The organism is Pseudomonas sp. B707, assembly GCF_022496685.1.
Taxonomy (GTDB): Bacteria; Pseudomonadota; Gammaproteobacteria; order Pseudomonadales; family Pseudomonadaceae; genus Aquipseudomonas; species Aquipseudomonas paraglycinae.
In genome coordinates, this window is record NZ_WTVE01000010.1 from 98,521 (window position 1) to 118,629 (window position 20,109).

Annotated in this window: 19 protein-coding genes; 15 read left to right on the forward strand and 4 right to left on the reverse strand. The window is 60.1% G+C overall.

The features are described 5' to 3' along the window. Positions 1 to 7 precede the first annotated feature (7 nt). Entirely contained in the window at positions 8 to 1,021 is a 1,014-nt protein-coding gene (locus GQX66_RS03860) for an ABC transporter substrate-binding protein (protein ID WP_011331920.1), read from the forward strand. Positions 1,022 to 1,060: 39 nt separating this feature from the next. Here the strand turns inward: GQX66_RS03860 and GQX66_RS03865 are convergent, their stop codons facing one another. Beyond that, positions 1,061 to 1,981: a LysR family transcriptional regulator gene (locus GQX66_RS03865; RefSeq protein WP_041475105.1), complete on the reverse strand. Its 921-nt coding sequence runs from the start codon at positions 1,979 to 1,981 to the stop codon at positions 1,061 to 1,063. 180 nt (positions 1,982 to 2,161) lie between these two features. Between GQX66_RS03865 and GQX66_RS03870 the strand changes: the two genes are divergently transcribed. Next, positions 2,162 to 3,070 carry a TauD/TfdA family dioxygenase gene (locus GQX66_RS03870; RefSeq protein ID WP_074689402.1) on the forward strand — a complete coding sequence of 303 codons (909 nt, stop codon included), beginning with the start codon at positions 2,162 to 2,164 and terminating at the stop codon, positions 3,068 to 3,070. A gap of 70 nt (positions 3,071 to 3,140) precedes the next feature. Here GQX66_RS03870 and GQX66_RS03875 read toward each other — a convergent pair whose 3' ends face one another. Both GQX66_RS03875 and GQX66_RS03880 read right to left on the reverse strand, forming a co-directional pair. After that, a complete protein-coding gene (locus GQX66_RS03875; protein ID WP_240866592.1) occupies positions 3,141 to 4,751 on the reverse strand; it encodes an alkaline phosphatase family protein in 1,611 nt (536 codons plus the stop codon). A 101-nt stretch (positions 4,752 to 4,852) separates the two neighbouring features. Beyond that, on the reverse strand, positions 4,853 to 5,797 hold the full coding sequence (locus GQX66_RS03880) for a LysR family transcriptional regulator (protein WP_039764502.1): 945 nt from the start codon (positions 5,795 to 5,797) through the stop codon (positions 4,853 to 4,855). A gap of 165 nt (positions 5,798 to 5,962) precedes the next feature. Here GQX66_RS03880 and GQX66_RS03885 point away from each other — a divergent pair, with 165 nt between their 5' ends. The 13 genes from GQX66_RS03885 (at position 5,963) to GQX66_RS03945 (ending at position 18,746) form a co-directional block, all read left to right on the forward strand. After that, on the forward strand, positions 5,963 to 8,323 hold the full coding sequence (locus tag GQX66_RS03885) for a TonB-dependent receptor (protein ID WP_240866594.1): 2,361 nt from the start codon (positions 5,963 to 5,965) through the stop codon (positions 8,321 to 8,323). A 23-nt stretch (positions 8,324 to 8,346) separates the two neighbouring features. Further along, positions 8,347 to 9,690, forward strand: a complete 1,344-nt coding sequence (locus tag GQX66_RS03890) for an aryl-sulfate sulfotransferase (protein ID WP_240866609.1) — start codon at positions 8,347 to 8,349, stop codon at positions 9,688 to 9,690. 181 nt (positions 9,691 to 9,871) lie between these two features. After that, positions 9,872 to 10,198, forward strand: a complete 327-nt coding sequence (locus GQX66_RS03895) for a hypothetical protein (RefSeq protein ID WP_039764506.1) — start codon at positions 9,872 to 9,874, stop codon at positions 10,196 to 10,198. Positions 10,199 to 10,577: 379 nt separating this feature from the next. After that, positions 10,578 to 11,390 (forward strand): energy transducer TonB, encoded by an 813-nt coding sequence (locus GQX66_RS03900; RefSeq protein WP_041475106.1) that lies wholly within the window; start codon positions 10,578 to 10,580, stop codon positions 11,388 to 11,390. Between the two features lie 86 nt (positions 11,391 to 11,476). Continuing rightward, the gene (locus GQX66_RS03905) at positions 11,477 to 12,202 is read left to right on the forward strand and encodes a MotA/TolQ/ExbB proton channel family protein (RefSeq protein ID WP_007952775.1); all 726 of its coding nucleotides are present in this window, start codon (positions 11,477 to 11,479) and stop codon (positions 12,200 to 12,202) included. A 1-nt stretch (position 12,203) separates the two neighbouring features. Further along, complete coding sequence (locus GQX66_RS03910; protein WP_003220570.1) at positions 12,204 to 12,605, forward strand: biopolymer transporter ExbD; 402 nt, start codon at positions 12,204 to 12,206, stop codon at positions 12,603 to 12,605. A 169-nt stretch (positions 12,606 to 12,774) separates the two neighbouring features. Continuing rightward, the gene (locus GQX66_RS03915) at positions 12,775 to 13,356 is read left to right on the forward strand and encodes an alpha/beta hydrolase (RefSeq protein ID WP_007952774.1); all 582 of its coding nucleotides are present in this window, start codon (positions 12,775 to 12,777) and stop codon (positions 13,354 to 13,356) included. Between the two features lie 56 nt (positions 13,357 to 13,412). Further along, positions 13,413 to 14,345 (forward strand): sigma 54-interacting transcriptional regulator, encoded by a 933-nt coding sequence (locus tag GQX66_RS03920; protein WP_039764514.1) that lies wholly within the window; start codon positions 13,413 to 13,415, stop codon positions 14,343 to 14,345. A 166-nt stretch (positions 14,346 to 14,511) separates the two neighbouring features. After that, entirely contained in the window at positions 14,512 to 15,309 is a 798-nt protein-coding gene (locus tag GQX66_RS03925) for a MetQ/NlpA family ABC transporter substrate-binding protein (protein WP_240866611.1), read from the forward strand. Positions 15,310 to 15,771: 462 nt separating this feature from the next. Then, positions 15,772 to 16,437 carry an amino acid ABC transporter permease gene (locus tag GQX66_RS03930; RefSeq protein WP_074689410.1) on the forward strand — a complete coding sequence of 222 codons (666 nt, stop codon included), beginning with the start codon at positions 15,772 to 15,774 and terminating at the stop codon, positions 16,435 to 16,437. After that, positions 16,418 to 17,077 (forward strand): amino acid ABC transporter permease, encoded by a 660-nt coding sequence (locus GQX66_RS03935; RefSeq protein WP_007952770.1) that lies wholly within the window; start codon positions 16,418 to 16,420, stop codon positions 17,075 to 17,077. The genes GQX66_RS03930 and GQX66_RS03935 overlap by 20 nt, the downstream gene beginning before the upstream one ends. Beyond that, on the forward strand, positions 17,074 to 17,871 hold the full coding sequence (locus GQX66_RS03940; protein ID WP_085746318.1) for an amino acid ABC transporter ATP-binding protein: 798 nt from the start codon (positions 17,074 to 17,076) through the stop codon (positions 17,869 to 17,871). Before GQX66_RS03935 ends, GQX66_RS03940 begins: the two co-directional genes overlap by 4 nt. After that, positions 17,868 to 18,746: a transporter substrate-binding domain-containing protein gene (locus tag GQX66_RS03945; protein WP_007952765.1), complete on the forward strand. Its 879-nt coding sequence runs from the start codon at positions 17,868 to 17,870 to the stop codon at positions 18,744 to 18,746. Before GQX66_RS03940 ends, GQX66_RS03945 begins: the two co-directional genes overlap by 4 nt. Before the next feature lie 97 nt (positions 18,747 to 18,843). Here GQX66_RS03945 and GQX66_RS03950 read toward each other — a convergent pair. Continuing rightward, the coding region (locus GQX66_RS03950; RefSeq protein ID WP_240866614.1) for an integrase core domain-containing protein at positions 18,844 to 20,109 on the reverse strand (1,266 nt) is incomplete at its 5' end.

Below are 20,109 nucleotides of genomic sequence, written 5' to 3' on the forward strand. Positions count from 1 at the left end.
CGCACCCATGAACCTTCCCTTCAAACGTGTCATCAGTCTGTTTGCCGCGCCGGCGCTGGCGGGTCTGCTGGCGTTCTCTGCCCAGGCCGACGAGCTCAAGGAAATCAGGATTGCCGTGCCTGATCTGAGCGCGGGTACTCAACACAGCGGCGGGGGCATCGTGGACGTGCTGCGTGATCAGCAGATTTTCGAAAAGGCTTTCGCCGATCAGGGCATCAAGATTCAGTGGAGCTTCTTCAAGGGCGCCGGACCTGTGATCAACGAGGCGTTCGCCAACGGTCAGGTGGATCTGGCCTATCTCGGAGATCTGGCGGCCATCATCGGCAAGTCCAACGGTCTCGATACGCGCCTGCTCAGCGCCAGCGCCCGGGGTGTGAAGCAATACCTCGGCGTGGTGCCGGGTTCGGGGATCAAGACGCTGCAGGATCTCAAAGGCAAGCGCGTGGCGATCTTTCGCGGCACCGCGACCCAGTTGTCGTTCGATGCGGCGCTGGCCAGCGTGGGCCTGAGCGAGAAGGACGTGAAGGTGATCAACCTCGATTTCAACGCAGCGGTTGCGGCGCTGGCGGCGAAGCAGATCGATGCGTCGTGGGGCAGTTCCGGGTTGACTGCATTGCAGGCCAAAGGCTTGGCCGAGTTGCCGCTTAACACCAAGGATCTCGGTGGCGCCGGCAGTGTGCAGTCGGTGCTGGTGGGCACCGGCAAGTTTGTCGACGGGCATCCGGAAGCCGTGGCGAAGCTGCTCAAGGCGCAGCAGCAGGCGGTGGAGTGGTTGACTCAGGACAGCAACAAGGACGCTTACGTGCAGCTTGTGTCGGGACTGGCTAGTTATCCGCCAGTGATCCTCACCCAGGATCTGAAGGATCAGAATCTGAGCGAAGTGTTCCCGTCGACACTGGATCCGCTGTTCCTCGAAAACCTGCAGGGCAAGGTGGATCTGGCGGCGCAGCAGAAGCTGATCCGCAAGCCGTTCAAGGTGAACGAGTGGGTGGCGCCTGAGCTGGCGGCTGCGAAGCTCTGAATCTTGCGGTCATTCCCGCGCAGAGCGTGGGAATGACCCTCAAACCGCGACGCTGATCGCCTGTTTATCCACTGCCACCAGCGTCTCGATCATCGCCCGCGCCGCCGGTGACAGCCGGAATCCCGTGCGGCTGACGATCCCGCACCGTGCATTCATGCTCTCCAGGTTCTGCGGCAGATTGCGCCAGTGCAGCAGCGCCAGCGAGCCTTGGGCGATGTCCTCGACAAACGCCTCTTCAGTGCCGACACCAATCGCGTTGGATTGCAGCACCACTTTCACCAGCGCCGGAAAGTGCTCGGTCTCGATGGTCGGCGAAAAGTCGATCCGGCCGCTGAGATTCGCCAGCAGTTTGCGAATGCCCGGCGGGATCAGCGTGGTCGCCAGCGGGTAGTCGAACATGTCGTTGGTCGACAGGCTTTCCTTGGCCAGCAGCGGATGCCCCGGCCGGCAGAAAAACACCCCGCGCTTGGGCGTCAGCGGCTGGGTCTGGAAGTTCGGGTCGGACTCGAAATGGCGGATGTCGGCAATGAAGAATTCGATCTCCTCGCGGCTCAGGGCGCGGCTGAGTTTTTCCCAGTTATCCACCTGAAAACAGGTGCGCACTTTCGGGTGCGCATTGATGAATTGCGCCACCGCGTCCGGCACCAGTTTCACCGCCGGCGCCGGGCCGCAACCGAAATGCAGTTCGCCGGCGTCGAGCTTGGTCATCTGCGTCACTTCGGCGCTGAGCAACGCCGCGCCCTGCACCAGGGTCAGGGCGTGTTGCAGCACCACTTGGCCTTCGGGTGTCGGGCGCAGATCCTTGTTGCCGCGATCCACCAGCACGCAGCCGAACTCCTGCTCCAGCCCTTGGATGCTGCGGCTGAATGCCGGTTGAGTGATGCCCATGGCGTCGGCTGCGCGGACAAAACTGCGGTGTTCGTTGAGGGCGATGAAGTAGCGCAACTGGCGAAGATCCATATGCTTTTCCGGCATCCTAAAAATAGCTCGAAGGCATTTGCGACGAGGTTGCTTGAGGTTTTAAATGCAAGCTCTTATTCCGTCAACGAAGCATGTGAATATCTATTAGATGTAAATGGAATATAGATAGAGCGTTGTTTCGCTGCCGTCCAACCGCAAGCAGTCGATGAGGGTCTACCTATGAGCAATGCCGCACTCGCTGTAAAACCCGCTGTCCACACGCTGGACATTCATCCGGTGGCCGGCCGTATCGGCGCCGAAATCCGTGGCGTGCAGCTGTCCGGTGAGCTGGATGCCGCGACGGTTGAAGCCATTCAACAGGCGCTGATCCAGTACAAGGTGGTGTTCTTTCGCGAGCAGACCCAGCTCGACGATCAACGTCAGGAAGCCTTCGCGCATCTGCTCGGCGAGCCCGTAGCGCACCCGACCGTGCCATCCCGCGAGGGCACCCGCTATCTGCTGGAACTGGACGGCGCCGAAGGGCAGCGCGCCAACTCGTGGCACACCGACGTGACCTTCGTCGATGCCTACCCGAAAGCCTCGATCCTGCGCTCGGTGGTGGCCCCGGCGTTCGGTGGCGACACGCTGTGGGCGAACACCGCGACCGCGTACAACGAACTGCCGACTGAATTGCGTGAGCTGGCAGACAAACTGGTGGCCGTGCACAGCAACGAATATGACTACGCCGCCGTGAAGCCGGACGTGTCGGCGGAAAAGCTTGAGCGCTATCGCAAGATCTTCACCTCGACCGTCTACGAGACCGAGCACCCGGTGGTGCGTGTGCACCCGATCAGCGGCGAAAAGAGCCTGCTGCTGGGGCATTTCGTCAAGCGCATCAAGGGTTATTCCCAGGCCGATTCGGCGCACCTGTTCGGCTTGCTGCAAAGTCATGTGATCCGCCAGGAGAACGTCGTGCGCTGGCGCTGGAAGGCCGGTGATGTGGCGATCTGGGATAACCGTTCGACGCAGCATTATGCGATTGATGATTACGGCACTCAGGATCGGGTGGTGCGTCGGGTGACGCTCAAAGGGGAAGTGCCGGTCGGGGCGAATGGGCAGCGTAGCCAGACCATCAAAGGGCGCGAGTAAGAGCAGAAGATGATCGTTCCCACGCGGAGCGTGGGAACGATCAGCACCTCGGCGGGGGGAGCGATCACTGTCACCAAACGCCGATCTGCACCATCTTCTCGGTCTCCGGCTCCCCATAACGAAACCGCTGCCCGCGCAAATCAATCTCCTGATGACTGATCGTCGTGCGCCGCTTCAGCCCGCGCACCCACTCGAACAGATACCCCGCATGCTCCTCGCGCACCGCCGCATACGCCGGGTCCGCGCCCAGATCCTGCAGCTCCTGCGGATCATTCAACAGATCGAAAAGCTGCGGCCGGAAGCCGTCATACGCCAGGTATTTCCAGCGCTCGCTGCGCACCATGGTCATGCGGCAACGGTCGATCGGCTGGCCCAGTCGCTCCCGCGCCGGGGCCTGGAAGGCGTAGTCGTATTCGCTGATCGCATAGCGGCGCCAGTCCGGGTTTTCACCGTGCAGCAGCGGAATCAGCGAGCGACCTTCCAGGCGATGCTCGGCGCCCGTCACGCCCAGCGCTTCGAGAAAGGTCGGCACGCCGTCGATGGTTTCCGCCAGGCGTTCATCCACCGTGCCCCGGGTGACATCCGCCGCTGCGCGCGGGTCGCGCACGATCAATGGCACACCCACCGCCTGCTCCAGCAAAAACTCCTTCTCGCCCAGCCAGTGATCGCCCAGGAAGTCGCCGTGATCGCTGGTGAACACGATCAGCGTGTCCTCCCAGCGGCCGTTGCTTTGCAGGAAATCGAAGAGCCGCCCCAACTGATCATCGACCTGTTTGACCAGGCCCATGTACGTCGGGACCACGTTCAGTCGTACCGGATCTTTGGAGAAATTCAGGCTTTCCTCATGCTGGCGAAAGGCCTGATAGACGGGGTGGTCGCTGGTAGAGGCATTACGTACCGGTTCGAGAATCGATTTCGTACTGTACAAAGTGTGGTACGGCGCCGGTACGATGTAGGGCCAGTGGGGTTTGATAAAGGACAGGTGTAAAAACCATGGTTTTTCACCTTGCTCACCGATGAAGTCGATGGCTCGATTTGTAGTGTAGACAGTCTCTGAATGTTGCTCGGGAATTCGCGCCGGCAAATGGGCATTGCGCATTTTCCAGCCGCTGAGGATTTCGCCGTTGTCGCCTTCGGCCGCGTTGGCCCAGTCGTGCCAGGGGTTACGCCCTTCGAAACCCTGCTCGCGCAAGTAATGGGTGTATGGCGCGGATTCGCGTTTGTCATCGAACAGCGGGTCGTCGGGGAAGATGCCGTCGTGACGAAAGTACGGCTCGAAGCCGACTTCGTTCAGCACTTCGGCCTGGGCGCTTTCAGGGTTGATCGCCAACCGCTGCAAGGCATCCACGTTGGCCGTGGCGTGGGTCTTGCCGACCAGCGCAGTACGAATGCCGTGGGGTCTCAGGTAATCGCCGATGGTCAGTTCTTCCAGCGGCAGCGGCACGGCGTTCCACGCCACCTGATGGCTGCTGACATAGCGCCCGGTGTAGGCCGACATCCGCGACGGTCCGCAGATCGTGCCCTGTGTATAGGCGCGGCTGAAGCGCACGCCGGCGGCGGCCAGGCGATCAATGTTCGGGGTGTGCAGGTGCGGGTGGCCGTAGCACGACAGGTAATCGCGGCGCAGCTGATCGCACATGATGTACAGCACGTTGCGCACGGGGTTTTGCGGGTTGGACATGGGGTTCACCAGTCAGAAAGACAGGCGAGGTTTTTCGCTTTCGGCGAGGGTGTTCGGCAAGTGCATTCGGGGAATGCTTGCCATGCATGAAACGCATGGGCTCAGACGGCGAGGTTCGCCAGTGAGCACACCTCCTCATCCACCGCATCGATCGCCTTGATCTGCTCGATCATCGCCTCGGCCAACGGCGACAGCCGATACCCGGCGCGGCTGACAATTCCGTAACGGGTGTAAAGCTCCTCCAGATCATCCGCCAACCCTTCGACCTTCAAGCACACCAGTTCACCCCGCGCTTGATGCAGTGCATCCGAATAGGCACCGACGATGCCGATCGCATCGGAGCGCAGCACCACGCCGAGCAGGCTGGCGCTGTTCTCGCACTCCACGTTCGGAACGAAATCCGGGCGACCACTGAGGTCGACGATGACCTTGCGCAGATTCGGCGGGCGAATGCTCACGGCCAGCGGATAACTCATCAATTGCTCGGCGGTGACCCGATCCGATGCGGCCAGCGGATGCCCGGCGCGACAGCAGAAATGCCATTTGCGCGGTCGCAACCGGTGGGTCAGATAATCCGGATCTGCCTCGAAGTGCCGAGTGTCGGCAACGAAGAATTCGAACTCTTCGCTCAGCAGCCTTTTGCTCAGGCTTTGCCAGTCATCGACCTGGTAATGCACCCGTGCTTTCGGGTAGCGGCCGATGAAGCTGCCGATCGCTCGCGGGATCAATCCTGCCGCCGGCGCCGGGCCGCAACCGAAGCGCAATTCCCCCGCCTCCAGCCCGTTGAACTGGCTGATCTCGTTGGCCATCTGCTGCGCACCGCTGACCAGTCGCCGCGCATGTTCAAGCAGCACCTGGCCCTGTTTGGTCGGCGGCAATTCCTTGCGCCCGCGATCCACCAATTGGCAACCGACGCTGTGCTCCAGCGCCTGAATGCTGCGGCTGAACGCTGACTGCGACAGGTTCACCGCCTGCGCGCCGGCGACGAAGCTGCGTTGTTCGGCGAGGGCGATGAAGTGTCTGAGTTGGCGCAAGTCGATATGCATTTTTCACATAAAAAATATCCGGGAAATGCATTGGATATGCATTAGGTCGACTCCTTATAAAGGCAATCTCTTATGCAGTAAATCTTTGTAAAAACATAAATAAATAACTTAAAAGAATATGCGACATGGAAGATGTCTGCGTGTTTTTTGACCAGGAGCAGCCCCATGAGTCCGTTGAACCTCGCTTCACCGCCGCCGCCACGACGGCTCAAACGTCTGCCTCTGGCCCTGTTGCTGGCGGGGAGTGCCAGCTGGACCCACGGCTACGCCGCTGAAACGCAAACCCCTGTGCCGGCACCGGCCGGCAAGACCGCGACCGCCACTTCGCAACTGGAAACCGTGACCGTCACCACCCGCCGTCGAGAAGAAAGTTCTCAGGACGTGCCGACGCCCATGAGCGTGGTCAGCGGCCAGACTCTGGAGACGCAAAGGGTCTACCGGATTCAGGATCTGCAGCAACTGGTGCCCAGCGTCAACGTCGCCTACATGCATGCGCGCCAGTCCAGCGTGTCGATCCGGGGCCTGGGCAACAACCCGGCCAGCGATGGTCTGGAAGGCAGCGTCGGGCTGTACATCGACAACGTTTATCTGGGCCGTCCGGGGATGGCGGTGTTCGATCTGATGGACATCGAGCAGCTCGAAGTCCTGCGCGGGCCGCAGGGGACGTTGTTCGGCAAGAACACCACCGCCGGCGTGATCAACATCAGCACCCGCGCGCCGAGTTTCACCCCGGAGCGCAGCATCGAAACCTCGGTCGGCGAGGACGGTTATTTCCAGACCAAGGGCACGATTTCCGGGCCGCTCAACGATGTGCTGGCCGGGCGTTTGTCGGCCTATCGCACTCGTAGCGACGGCGACATCAAGAACGAATTCAACGGCCATGATCTGAACGGCGGTTCCCGCGACGGCTTCCGTGCGCAGTTGCTGTTCAAGCCCAACGAAAACTTCAACCTGCGCTGGATCGGTGATTACAACGAAGAGGATTCCAGCGCCGGCACCCGCGTGCTGTACAACACCGGGCCGACCATCAATGGCGTCAATCTCTACTCGGCCCGCGCCGCCGCTGCCGGCGCGACGCTGGTCAACGGCTCGCACCGCAAGGTCAATCTGGACAATGACCAGCACGTCACCGTGCATCAGGGCGGCACGTCGGTGGAGGCCAACTGGACCCTGCCGAGCGACTTCACCCTGACCTCGGTCAGCTCCTACCGCTTCTGGAATTTCACCCCGCGCAACGATGATGGCCTCAACGTGCCGGCAACCTACAACGCCGGGGTGTCGGTGGAGGACAAACAGTATTCCCAGGAATTTCGTCTCGCCTCGCCCAAGGGCGAGTTCTTCGATTACGTCCTCGGTGCCTACTATTTCGGCTCGGACCTGGACAACAAATCCTTCGCCTATTACGGCCCGCAGGCAGACATCTGGAACGGCACGCCACGGGGCGCGCTGGCCAACGTCAACAGCGTCGGCCGTGGCCATATCAAGACCGACAGCTTCGCTCTGTTCGCCCAAGGCACCTGGCATCTGACCCCGCGTCTGGATTTCACCGCCGGGGTGCGTGGCACCTATGAAGAGAAGAACGCCTGGGTCAATCGCGACGCGCCGGTTGGTGGTGCTGCTGTCACGGGTGCCGCCGCCACCGCGCGACGCGGCCGGACTGGCGCCTACGATTCCGGCGACCTGAACCAGTACAGCTCCAGCCCATCCGGATTGCTCAACCTCAGCTATCGCTTCACCGATGATCTGCTCGGCTACGCCACCTTGTCTCACGGTGAAAAATCCGGTGGGGTCAACCTTGTGGTCGGCTCGGCCCCGACCGCTGGTGCCGACTCGTTGCTTATCGGTACCGAGCGCGCCAACAACGCCGAACTCGGTTTCAAGAGCACGCTGTGGGATCGCCGTTTGCAGCTCAACGCCAACGTGTTCTGGACTCAGGTCAACGCTTACCAGACCAACGCCTACGACGACGTCAACCGTGTGCAATACCTGACCAACGCCGGTTCGGTGCGCTCGCGCGGCGTGGAGTTCGAGAGCACCGTGATCCCGTTGCGCGGCCTGACGCTGAACTTCAACGGCTCGTACAACGACGTCAGTTACCTCTCGTACAAGGACGCGCCGTGCCCGCCGGAAGTCAGCCAGGCACCGGGTGCTCCGGCCTCTTGCGACCTCAGCGGCCATCAGGTGGTCGGCGCCTCGAAGTGGATCGGCAACGCCAACGGCAAGTACGAATGGAATCTGGATAACGGCCTGCAGCCTTACGTCACCGGCAGCTACGCGTTCCGCTCCAAAGCGGTGGGCACGGTCGAAGATTCCGACTATGGCCAGATCCCGAGCTATGCGGTGGTCAATCTCTCCACCGGCCTGCGCGGCGATTTCAACCAGGGTCAGTGGGACATCTCGCTGTGGCTGAAAAACGCCTTCGACAAAACCTACTACACGACCCTGTGGACCGGCGGCAACGGCGGCTATGAAGGTTTGCTCGGAACGCCGCGCACCCTCGGCGTCACCGGTCGCTACGACTTCTGATCGATCCTTCAAGGAGCTGCATCATGTTGCGCATCAAAATCGCTTTACCGGCGTTGTTGTCCGGCGCAGTGCTCAGTGTCGGGGCGCTCGCCGCACCCAGCGTCTACCCCACCGGCGTCACCCGTTACGACCCGGCCAAGGCCTTCAATCAATATGTGATCTTCAGCGGTGCCGACAAGCAGACGCACCTGATCGACATGAACGGCAACGAGGTCAAGAACTGGCCTCAGGCCGGTTTCCCGTCGGCGATCATCGACCCGCAACTGGTGGGTGGCGAGCGTGGCCATGTGTTGCTGCAACTGAGCGAAAAGGATCCGGGCAAGCTCGGTTCCGCCGGCAACGGCCTCGGCAATCAGAGCGTCGGCGAGCTGGACTGGAATGGCAAAGTCGTCTGGCAATGGGGCGACAAGGCCCCCGGTGGTGCGGCGCAACAGCATCACGATCAGCGTCGCCTGAGCAACGGCAACACCGTGGTGCTGGCGAACAAGGTGCACAAGGTCAAAGGCTTCAAAGTGCCCGAGGTGATTGACGATGCGATCTATGAAGTCAGCCCCGCCGGCGAGGTGAAATGGCAGTGGCTGGCGTCGGATCACTTGAACGAATTCGGCTTCACCACCGAGCAGTTGAAGCTGGTTCGCGCCAGTGAAAATCCGGATTATCTGCACATCAACAACCTCAGCCTGGTCGGGCCGAACAAGTGGTTCGATGCCGGCGACAAGCGCTTCAACCCGGACAACCTGCTGATCGATTCGCGCAACGCCAACTTCATCGCGATCATCGACAAACACAGCGGCAAGGTGGTCTGGCGCCTGGGGCCGAATCTGCCGCTGGCCAATCCGAAAACCGCGCAGAAAATCCCGCGCCCGGTGGACCAGTTCGTCGGCCAGCATGACGCGCACATCATCCCGGCCGGACTGCCCGGCGCGGGCAATCTGCTGGTGTTCGACAACCAGGGTTCGGCGGGTTACCCGAACGTCACGCTGGGGCTGATTTCCGGTTCGCGGGTGCTGGAGATCGACCCGGTGAAAAATGAAATCGTCTGGCAGTACAGCGCGGCGAATTCGAAGCAGCCGGGGTGGGCGTTCTACAGCTCGTTCATCAGCAGCGCGAGGCGCTTGCCCAACAGCAACACGCTGATCGACGAAGGCATGAACGGGCGGTTTTTCCAGGTGACCGCCAGTGGTGAAAACGTCTGGGAATACGTCAGCCCTTATCTGGGCAAGGCACCGGGCAGTGACGCGATCAGCAACTGGGTCTATCGAGCCCTTCCTGTGAGTTATGACTGGGTGCCGGCAGGAACGCCGCGTTCGGAGACGGCAGTGATTGCGCCGGCCATTGGTGTGCAACAAACTAACGCCAGTCGTTAGTTATTAAGAGTCTTCCGAATCGAAATAAGTTATGAGCGACATGAATAGTACATATAGCAATTTCGTTGAAAAGTCGCGTGGACAATAAATGAATGTCCAACCATCCTGAGTGTCGTGAGTTTCCAGGAGGAAACTTGCTCTCATCGGAAGACACTTATCCAACGATAAAGGAAATCTCGTTATGTCGAGCATTAATGGCACTTATGTGAATGCCAACTCTGGCGCCAAGCTGGTTATCACCGACGGTAATGATTCCAATGGCAGCTTCAGCGGCACCCTCAGCCAGGGTGGCGTGAATTACGACATCCGTTACGGGAACTACCACTTCCAGAACAGCACCGGCAACCCGACCACAATCGCGGTGCTGGCTCAGAACGGAAATAGTGGTTATCAGACCTGGACGCTGTTTTCGCCTGATCACAACTACGCGAAACTCCGGGCTACCGGCTCCCGCGTGAACTTCGATGGTGAAGTTGTGAACTTGGGTGGTGAGTTTCTGAAGCAATAAGAAATTCCGTAAATCGAAGGCCGATGCATTAAACATGCATCGGCCTTTTTGTTTGCCTTTTAAAAAGTTCGTCAACTATCAACTTGGTATTAGTTGTCACTGAATCCCGGGTCACCGATAACCCGATGCCTTGGATGAATACTTTTTATGCCGGGAAAGCATGTCGATTCCGGCGAATCGCTGAAAGCCTTGCAGGCCGTGGCCTTGGCGGAAATGACTGTTTCGTATATTCCATAAACATCTATTCATAACATGAAAGATTACTTTCGGAGATAAGCGTCTAGCCCAATGATTGACCCATCGATCACGCCGTGGGGGATTCAACAAGCGGCGAATCGGCTACGCGAAAAAACGCAAAGAGACCGCAGGGAGTAAATCAATGGGCAATGTCCAGACCGCCGCCAGTGCACAGGAGGTGCTGTGGCGCCAGGCGCCGAGCGGCGAGTTGGTCGATCTCGGCCGGCCCCATCGCGTGCCGTTGGGGCAGCTGCGTTTGCAGCGCGCGCCCAAGGGCATTCTGAGCCGCCGCGAAACGATTCTGCTCGGCGTTCTGGCGCTGGTGGTGCATGGCGCGGTGATCTACTGGATCAACCAGCATCCGACACCGGCGCTGCCGATCGTGCCGCCGGAAATTCCACCGATGACCATCGAGTTTTCGCGCCCGGCACCCCCGGCACCACCTGTGGTTGTACCGCCGCCACCGGCACCTGTGGTCGAGCCACCGCCGCCAGTGGAAGACGAACTGGCAACCAAGCCGCCACCAAAACCGAAGCCGATTCCCAAACCGAAACCGGTCGCCAAACCCGTACCGAAACCGGCGCCAAAAGCCGTCGAGCAACCACCGGCTCCGCCACAACCGGCAGCCCCGGTCGCCGCGCCCGCGCCACCTGCACCACCGGCGCCTGCTCCGGTGACGCCGGCCTCGGCCAACGCCGCGTACCTGAAGAACCCGGCGCCGGAGTATCCGTCGCTGGCCCAGCGTCGCGGTTGGGAAGGCACGGTGTTGTTGCGGGTGCACGTGTTGGCCAGCGGCAAACCGGGCGAGATCCAGATTCAGAAAAGCAGTGGCCGGCAACAGCTCGACGACGCGGCGCTGGACGCCGTGAAGCGCTGGAGCTTCGTGCCGGCGAAGCAGGGTGATGTCGCCCAGGACGGCTGGGTCAGCGTACCCATCGATTTCAAGATTCATTAATTGGTAATCAGCCGGCTTTATTCTCGCGGTGTGTCTGTAACCGTCATCGCGAGCAAGCTCGGCTCCCACACACGAGGGAACACATCATGACGTTACTGGCATCTCCACTGGAATCCATCGAAAGCGCGGTGATCTGGCTGCTGGTGGTCTTCTCTGTCGCCACTTGGGGCCTGGCATTGCTCAAGGCTTTGCAGTTCGGCCGGTTGAAGGCGCAGGACCGAAAATTTCACAAACGCTTCTGGGCGGCGTCGAGTCTGGACTCCGCCGCCGAGTTGAGCGAAACCCAGCCCGGCGCGGCAGCGCGGGTGGCACAGGCCGGTTATGCGGCGATACAAGTGGGCGAGGCGCCGCAGGCCAATGACCTGAGCCAGGCGATCAATCATCAGGATCGCCTCGAACGTGCCTTGCGCCAGCAGATCGTCCGCGAGCGCCGTTCGCTGGAAACCGGTCTGGCGGTGGTCGCGAGTATTGGCAGCACCTCGCCGTTCATTGGTCTGTTCGGCACGGTGTGGGGAATCATGGAAGCGTTGAAAGGCATCAGCGCGGCAGGTTCGGCGAGCCTGGAAACGGTCGCAGGGCCCATCGGTGCAGCGCTGGTCGCCACCGGGGTGGGGATCGCGGTCGCGGTGCCGGCGGTGCTGGTTTACAACTACTTTTTGCGTCGTCTGAAACTGACGGCGGCGGACCTGGACGACTTTGCCCACGACTTCTACAGCCTGGCGCAAAAGAGCTCGTTCCGCGTACTGATCCACCCGACCGCGCACAAGGCTGCGGCCCAGGGCAACGCAACAAAAGTGAAGGAGGCGTCCTGATATGGCCTTCTCCACGCAAGACAGCGACGAGGTGCTGAGCGAGATCAACGTGACGCCGCTGGTGGACGTGATGCTGGTGCTGTTGGTGGTGTTCATCGTCACCGCGCCGCTTTTGACCAACGCGATACCGATCAACCTGCCGAAAACCGAAGCGGTGGCGCCGGTCGAGCAGAAAGACCCGTTGGTGGTGAGCATCGACGGTGCTGGAAAACTGTTTATCAACAAGGACGAAATCCAGCCGGACCTGCTGGAGTTCAACCTCAAGTCGGCCAAGGCCAAGGACCCGGAAGTGCGCGTGCAATTGCAGGCCGACGACGGGGTGAATTACGGCGAAGTGGCGCGAGCCATGGCTTCGATTGAGCGGGCGGGCATCACCAAGCTGTCGGTGATCACTGCACGATAAGGGTTTCACGTTTTTCCGGGGCCGTCTCCTTGGCAGGGTGCGGCCCCTTTTTTTGCCGAATGCTTAATATGCTTTTCAGGTCTTAATAAATAGCTTCTTATTCCTTAACGAATATATATCCCGTCCCTATACTCGTTCAGGAACAGACACGACGCAGGAGAGCTCCCCCATGCGCAACGAATCAATCCGTTATCTGATTGTGCCGGGCTGGCAAGGATCGCCAGAAGATCATTGGCAAACCCACTGGCAGAACAGCCTGCCCAACAGCGCGCGGGTGGAGCAGGCCGACTGGCTGACGCCGCGTCGTGAAGACTGGGTCGCGGCGCTGGCCGAGGCGATTGCCGCCGACAGCTCGCCGGTGATTCTCATTGCTCACAGCCTGGGCTGCATCACCGTGGCGCACTGGGCGGCCACCGCGCCACTGCATCATTTGCGTCAGGTGCGGGGGGCGCTGCTGGTTGCGCCGGCAGATGTCGAGCGTCCGGCGTGCGTGCCGGCACTGCGCAATTTCGCACCGATCCCGACCGATCTGCTGCCGTTCCCGAGCCAGGTCGTCAGCTCCGACAACGACGCCGCCGTCAGTGCGCCGCGTGCGCTGGAACTGGCGCGCAACTGGGGCGCCGAGGCGGGGATTCTCGCAGGTGCCGGCCATATCAACGTGAAGTCCGGGCATCAACGCTGGGAGCAGGGATTCGCTTATCTGTATCGCCTGCAAAACCGCATGGAACACCACGCCCGGCGCCGTGCCTGACCACTTTTATTTTTTCAACGCCCCCGTCTCCCGGCGATTTGGGGCGGGAGTCTGCCATGAGTTTTGAAACCTTCGGCCAGCCGTTGCTGACCTTTCCCGATGCGGAAAAAAGTCCCCTGAGTATTCGCGCCAAGGCGCTGGTGTTCGTCGATCCACGCTCGCGCCAGTTGCGCGAGGAAATGGCGCAGCTCGCACCGCGCTCGATCTCGGTGTTGATTCGCGGCGAGACCGGCACCGGCAAGGAATTGCTCGCCCGCCACATCCACCGCGCCAGTGATCGCAGCGGCTTGTTTGTCTCGGTCAATTGCGGGGCGATCAGCCCGACCTACGCCGATGCCGAATTGTTCGGCTACGCCGCCGGCAGCTACAGCGGATCGGCCAGCAGTCGCGCCGGCTGGTTCGGTTCGGCCAACGGCGGCACCTTGTACCTGGACGAGATCGGCGACCTGCCGCTGCCGATCCAGATCAAGTTGCTATCCGCACTGGAAAATCACGAAGTCACCCGCGTCGGTGCGCATCAACCGAGTCCGGTGGACGTGCGGCTGGTCGCTGCGACCAGCATCGATCTGGCGCAAGCGGTGGCGGCGGGGAAATTCCACGAGCGGCTTTATCACTATCTCAGCGAAGGACATCTGGAACTTCCGGCATTGCGCGCGCGGGTCGGCGACATTCTGTCGTTGGCCGAGTACTTCCTCGGCATTTACAGCCAGCGTCTGGATCTGCCGGTGCCTTTAATCAGCGAAGCGGCGCAGCAGGTGCTGGAACAGCACAGTTGGCCGGGCAACACCCGGGAGCTGGAAAACGTCATTCATTTTGCGCTGCTGGTGAGCACCGGCGACGAAATCCTGCCGGAGCACCTGAACCTGCCCGAGGTGTCTGGGCCGCAGGTTCAGATCGAGCGTCAGGTGGCGAGCGTCAGCCTCAACGGCACCGTCGACGAACGTAAGGCATTGAAAGAATTGCTGTTGAGCCTGAGCGAGGCGTTGTAACCATTTTGTTCAACATGAACAAAATGGAATATGAAGCTGAATAAACGTTATTGTCCGGGAATAAAAAATCCCGGTATTGTCCGCTTCACGCCAGCAGTAGCACATCGCTGGCACACGTATTAATGCCGTCGTCGATGACGACCGTGATTTTCGATAAGGACACTGCATGAAAAAGGTTCTGTTGTTTACCGCATTGGCGGCTGCTCTGACTGCTTCCCTGGCCCAGGCCGGCGAGAAACTGGTGGTTGCTGCGACGCCCGTACCGCACGCCGAGATCCTCGAACTGATCAAGCCGACCCTCGCCAAAGAAGGCGTGGATCTGGAAATCAAGGTCTTCACCGACTACGTACAGCCGAACGTACAGGTTGGCGAGAAGCGTCTGGACGCCAACTACTTCCAGACCAAGCCTTACCTGGACAGCTTCAACGCCGGCAAATACAAGGACGACAAGGCCAAGTACCTGGTGACCGTGCAAGGCGTTCACGTTGAACCGTTCGGTGGCTACTCGAGCAAGCACAAGACCCTGGCCGAACTGCCGGACGGCGCCACCATCGCCATTCCGAACGAAGGCAGCAACAGCGGTCGTGCACTGATCCTGCTGCAGAAGGCTGGCCTGATCGAGCTGAAAGATCCGAAGAATGCCTTGGCCACGCCAAAAGACATCGCCAAGAACCCGCACAACTTCAAGTTCAAGGAACTGGAGTCGGCCCTGCTGCCGCGCGTTCTGAAAGAAGTCGATCTGGACATGATCAACACCAACTACGCGCTGGAAGCCAAGCTGAACCCGACCAAGGACGCCCTGGTGATCGAAGGTGCTGATTCGCCTTACGTGAACTTCCTGGTTGCCCGTGAAGACAACAAGAACAGCGACGCCATCAAGAAACTGGCCGCTGCCCTGACCAGCCCTGAAGTCAAAGCGTTCATCGAGAAGAAGTACAACGGCGCGGTACTGCCGGCGTTCTGATCCGACGCAACAGCAACCCCCTTCAAGGTTGAAAAAAAACGCCGATGATTAGCGATGGTCATCGGCGTTTTTTTTGCGTGTGGATAACTCAGGCAGCGCTGGTTTTCAGCGCCCTGCGCAAAGCCACCAGCCATTTCACGAAATCCTGCGGGTCCGGTCGCTGCGGCACTTTTACGTCCATGTTCTCTTCCTTGTTATGGGGTTGGCCGGGGGAGTCTGGCCAAAAGCTGTTCGTCCTTGGAGGGCTTTTACGAAAAAAAGATCCGTCCTACAGCGAAAGGAAAAATAGCCTTCTTATTCTGTCGGGGCAAACCCGCAGGATAGTTTTTTGCGTGATATCAATATGCTTTAACGGTATTTAAATTCTTTTTCTTATACCTTTAAAGTCGGTGCCTGCCGGACAGTTACCCGCTGTCCATGGACTGCACCACCGTCGCTTACCGAGCGGCGTCAGGATGTTTCATGACCTTCGATTACGCATTTATCCTCAGCACCCTGCCGGCGTTTCTCAAGGCCGTGGGCGTGACGCTGCAGGTCGGTTTGATCGCCATTGGCACCTCGCTGCTGGTGGCGCTGCTCAATGCAACGATTCTGGTGTTCCGCACGCCCTACCTGCAAAAACTGGTCGGGCTGTATGTGGAACTGGCGCGCAACACGCCGCTGCTGATCCAGCTGTTCTTCGTCTACTTCGCGTTGCCGGCCCTGGGGATCAAGGTTTCCGGCTTCAGCGCCGCGATCATCACCATGACGTTTCTCGGCGGGGCCTACCTCACCGAAGTGCTGCGCGCCGGTGTCGATGCGGTGCCTCAGGCGCAGCTTGAATCGGGCCGCTCAATCGGCCTGTCCCACGGTCAGTTGCTGCGTTACGTGATCCTGCCGCAAGCGGGGATCCTCAGCCTGCCGTCGCTGTTCGCCAATTTCATTTTCCTGCTCAAGGAGACCACCGTGGTCTCGGCAGTGGCGGTGCCGGAAATTCTCTACACCACCAAAAGCTACATCGCGCTCTACTACAAGACCTACGAAATGCTCGCCGTGCTGACGCTGATCTGCGTGCTGCTGTTCCTGCCGCTGTCGCTGCTGTTGAGCCGTCTGGAAAGGAGGCTCCAGCATGGCCAGTTCGGGTCTTGAACTGCTCTGGGTGTCGTTGCCGCAACTGGCCAAAGGCGCCGGGCAAACCCTGTCGATCTCGTTCCTCAGTATCGCCATCAGCACCGTCGGCGGCGTGCTCTACGGCGTGCTGCGCACGCTCAACGTGACGTGGCTGAACGCGCTGCTGCGGATCTATCTGGAGCTGTTCCGGGCGATCCCGGTGCTGGTCTGGTTGTACCTGCTGTTTTTCGGCCTGCCGATTTTCTTCGGGCTGAGCCTGCCGAGCTTCTGGTGTGCGGTGCTGGTGCTGTCGCTGTGGGGCGCCAGCGAGGTTGGCGAAGTGGCGCGCGGTGCGTTGCATTCGTTGCCGCGCGGGCAGCGTGAAGCGGGGCTGTCGATCGGTCTGAACGCGGCGCAACTCTACGGTTACGTGCTGCTGCCCCAGGCGCTGAAACGCATGACGCCACCGACCATCAACGTCTACACGCGGATCATCAAGACCAGTTCGCTGGCGGTGCTGATCGGTGTGGTGGATGTGATCAAGGTCGGCCAGCAGATCATCGAGCGCACCTACGAATCGGTGCTGATCTACGGCGCGCTGTTTCTGTTTTTCTTTTTCATCTGCTACCCGCTGTCGGCCGCCTCGCGCGTGCTGGAGCGGCGCTGGACGCAAGCATGAGCGCATTGATCGAGTTTCAGGGTTTCAACAAATTCTTCGGCGAACAGCAGGTGCTCAAGGGCATCGACCTGCAAGTGAAGTCCGGCGAAGTCATCGTCATCCTCGGCCCCAGCGGCTGCGGCAAAAGCACCTTGCTGCGCTGCCTCAACGGTCTGGAAACCGCCCACAGCGGTCACCTGAAGTTCGCCGGCCGTGAATTGCTGGACAAGGCCACCGACTGGCGCGAAGTGCGTCAGCAGATCGGCATGGTGTTCCAGAGTTATCACCTGTTCCCGCACATGAGCGTGCTCGACAATTTGCTGCTCGGCCCGCTCAAAGTGCAGAAACGCGAACGCCGCGAAGCACAGCAACAAGCCGAAGCGTTGCTCGCGCGCGTCGGCCTGGCGGACAAGCGCGACTCCTTCCCGCGCCAGCTCTCCGGCGGCCAGCAGCAACGCATCGCCATCGTCCGCTCGTTGTGCATGAACCCGCGGGTCATGCTCTTCGACGAAGTCACCGCCGCCCTTGATCCGGAGATGGTCAAGGAAGTGCTGGAAGTGATTCAGGGCCTGGCCCGCGAAGGCATGACCCTGTTGATCGTCACCCACGAAATGGCCTTCGCCCGCGCGGTGGCCGATCGCATCGTGTTCATGGATGGCGGGCGCATCCTTGAGCAGAACCCGCCCGAGCTTTTCTTTACGAACCCGCAAACCGCACGCGCGCAGCAGTTCCTGGAGAAGTTCTCCTACGTCGAAGCGCTGACTTCAACGACTTCGCCCACAACGTCTCAAACCAAGGAACTGGAACTGCCATGAAAACTGCCAAAGCCTTATTTGCTTTACCGCTGATCAGCCTCGCGCTGCTGGCCGGCTGCAACAAGACCGAAGAACCGGCCAAGCCGAAAGTCGCCAGCGAAAGCACCGCGCCGGCCGGTTACCTGGACAAGATCAAGGCCCGCGACAAACTGATCGTCGGCGTGTTCACCGACAAGCCGCCGTTCGGTTTCGTCAACGAAGCGGGACGCTATGTCGGCTTCGATACCGACATCGGTCGTCAATTCGCCAAGGATCTGCTGGGCGATGAAAACAAGGTCGAGTTCGTGGCCGTGGAACCGGCGAGCCGCATTCCGTTCCTGCAAAGCGACAAGGTCGACCTGATCCTCGCCAACATGACCGTGACCCCGGAGCGCAAGGAAGCGGTGGAATTCACCAACCCGAACCTCAAGGTCGCGGTGCAGGCGCTGGTGCCCCAAGGCAGCGAGGTGAAAAAGCTGGATGACCTGGCGACCCGCACCACCATCGTCACCACCGGCACCACCGCCGATATCTGGCTGACCAAGAACCACCCGGACTGGAAACTGCTGAAGTTCGAGAAAAACTCCGAGTCCCTGCAAGCCCTGGCCAACGGCCGTGGCGATGCCTACGCGCAGGACAATCTGGTGCTGTTCAGCTGGGCCAAGCAGAACCCGGGCTACCGCGTGCTGGACGAAAAACTTGGCGCCGAAGCGCCGATTGCCCCGGCGGTGAAGAAGGGCAATATCGAATTGCGCGACTGGGTGAATACTGAACTGGCCAAGCTTGGTGAGGAGAAATATCTGCTCAAGCTGTATGACCAATATGTGCGTAAAGAGCTGAGTGATGACACCAAGCCCGAGAGCGTGATTGTTGAGGGTGGGAAGTGGCAGGGCTGATTGCCTGACAGGTCGGCGGTGAGGATGCAGAGCAACCCCTCACTGTAGAGACCGGTACATCCTTTACACATTAGACCGGGGACATCGTTTACACCTTTTACAGGCTTGATACGCGGTTGGCACCGCGCTCAAGCCTGCCTAAACAGAAGTTGCAAAGGTACAGCTCCCACACGTCATCAGCCACTTCCTTCAGCGCGATGTCCTCGCCGATCAGCGCCTCGCCCAAAAACATTCGTTGCCCCTTCCACTTGAACTCGCCGTTCGAACGAACCTTGCGTACCTCAACCTCAGGGCCATATTCGACCGCGGGCAAGTAGCCCGGATACGGGCGCAACGAAGGTCTGTATACGGAAGCCGGCGGTTTCATGCCCAGTGCGGTGTGTGGTCGATCATGGTTGAAGTCCTGAACGAACTCTTCAAAGGCCAGCTGCTGGCGTACGAGATTTTCCGCAGGTGTTCGCAGTACCGCTGCTTTGAGGGTGCGGTGCATCCGTTCGTGTCGACCGTTCTGGTCAGGACGCCCTGGTGTGATTGTCTCGATATGGATGCCATGCCTGATGAACCAGACGGACAGCTTCGACAGCCGCGCCAAACCGGTCGATGCGAAAGGCGCCCCGTTATCTGTGCGGATTACGTCCGGCAATCCAAACTCCCGGAAAGCCCATTCGAATCCCTGTCGCGTCGGCTCGCTGTGCGTGCCGGGCAGCGCCCGGCAGAGCAGCAGATAGCGGCTCATCTGATCGGTAATGGTCAGCGGATAGCACCAATTGCCGTCCTGCATCCTGAACTGCCCTTTGAAGTCGGCACACCAGGTCTGGTTGGGTTCATCGGCCGGGCGTAAATGCGTCGGAGCACGCGGGCGCAAAGGATAAGGGCGCCGCGCAATGACCAAGCCAGCCTTCTTCAACCACTCACCAGCAGTGCTCGCGGCCGGCCATGGGATCTGTGGATCGGACTTTCGCAGGCGATCAATGATCTGTTTGGGACCTCGATCCGGATGCTCGTTTTTCTTGGCCAGCAATGTGGCGATGATTTCATCCGGGGTTTGATGAGGGCAGTTCAAAGGCTTGCGGGATTGCTCTTTCAAGCCATCCACACCGAGCGCTGCATACCGATCCAGCCACTTATCGACGGTTGGCCGGCTGACCCCATAACGCCGGCTCAATTGGCTCTTGGTGTAGCTGCCACTGAGCCAGTCACTGACTAATTTCACTCGTTGATCCATCGGGGACTCTTGATTCCAGGGCATGGTCAGCACCTCCTGACCATGATTGATACCTGTAAACCATGTCCCCGGTCTCAAACGTAAAGGATGTACCCGGTCTTTACCCACCCCAGCCCTCTCCCGGAGGGAGAGGGAGCC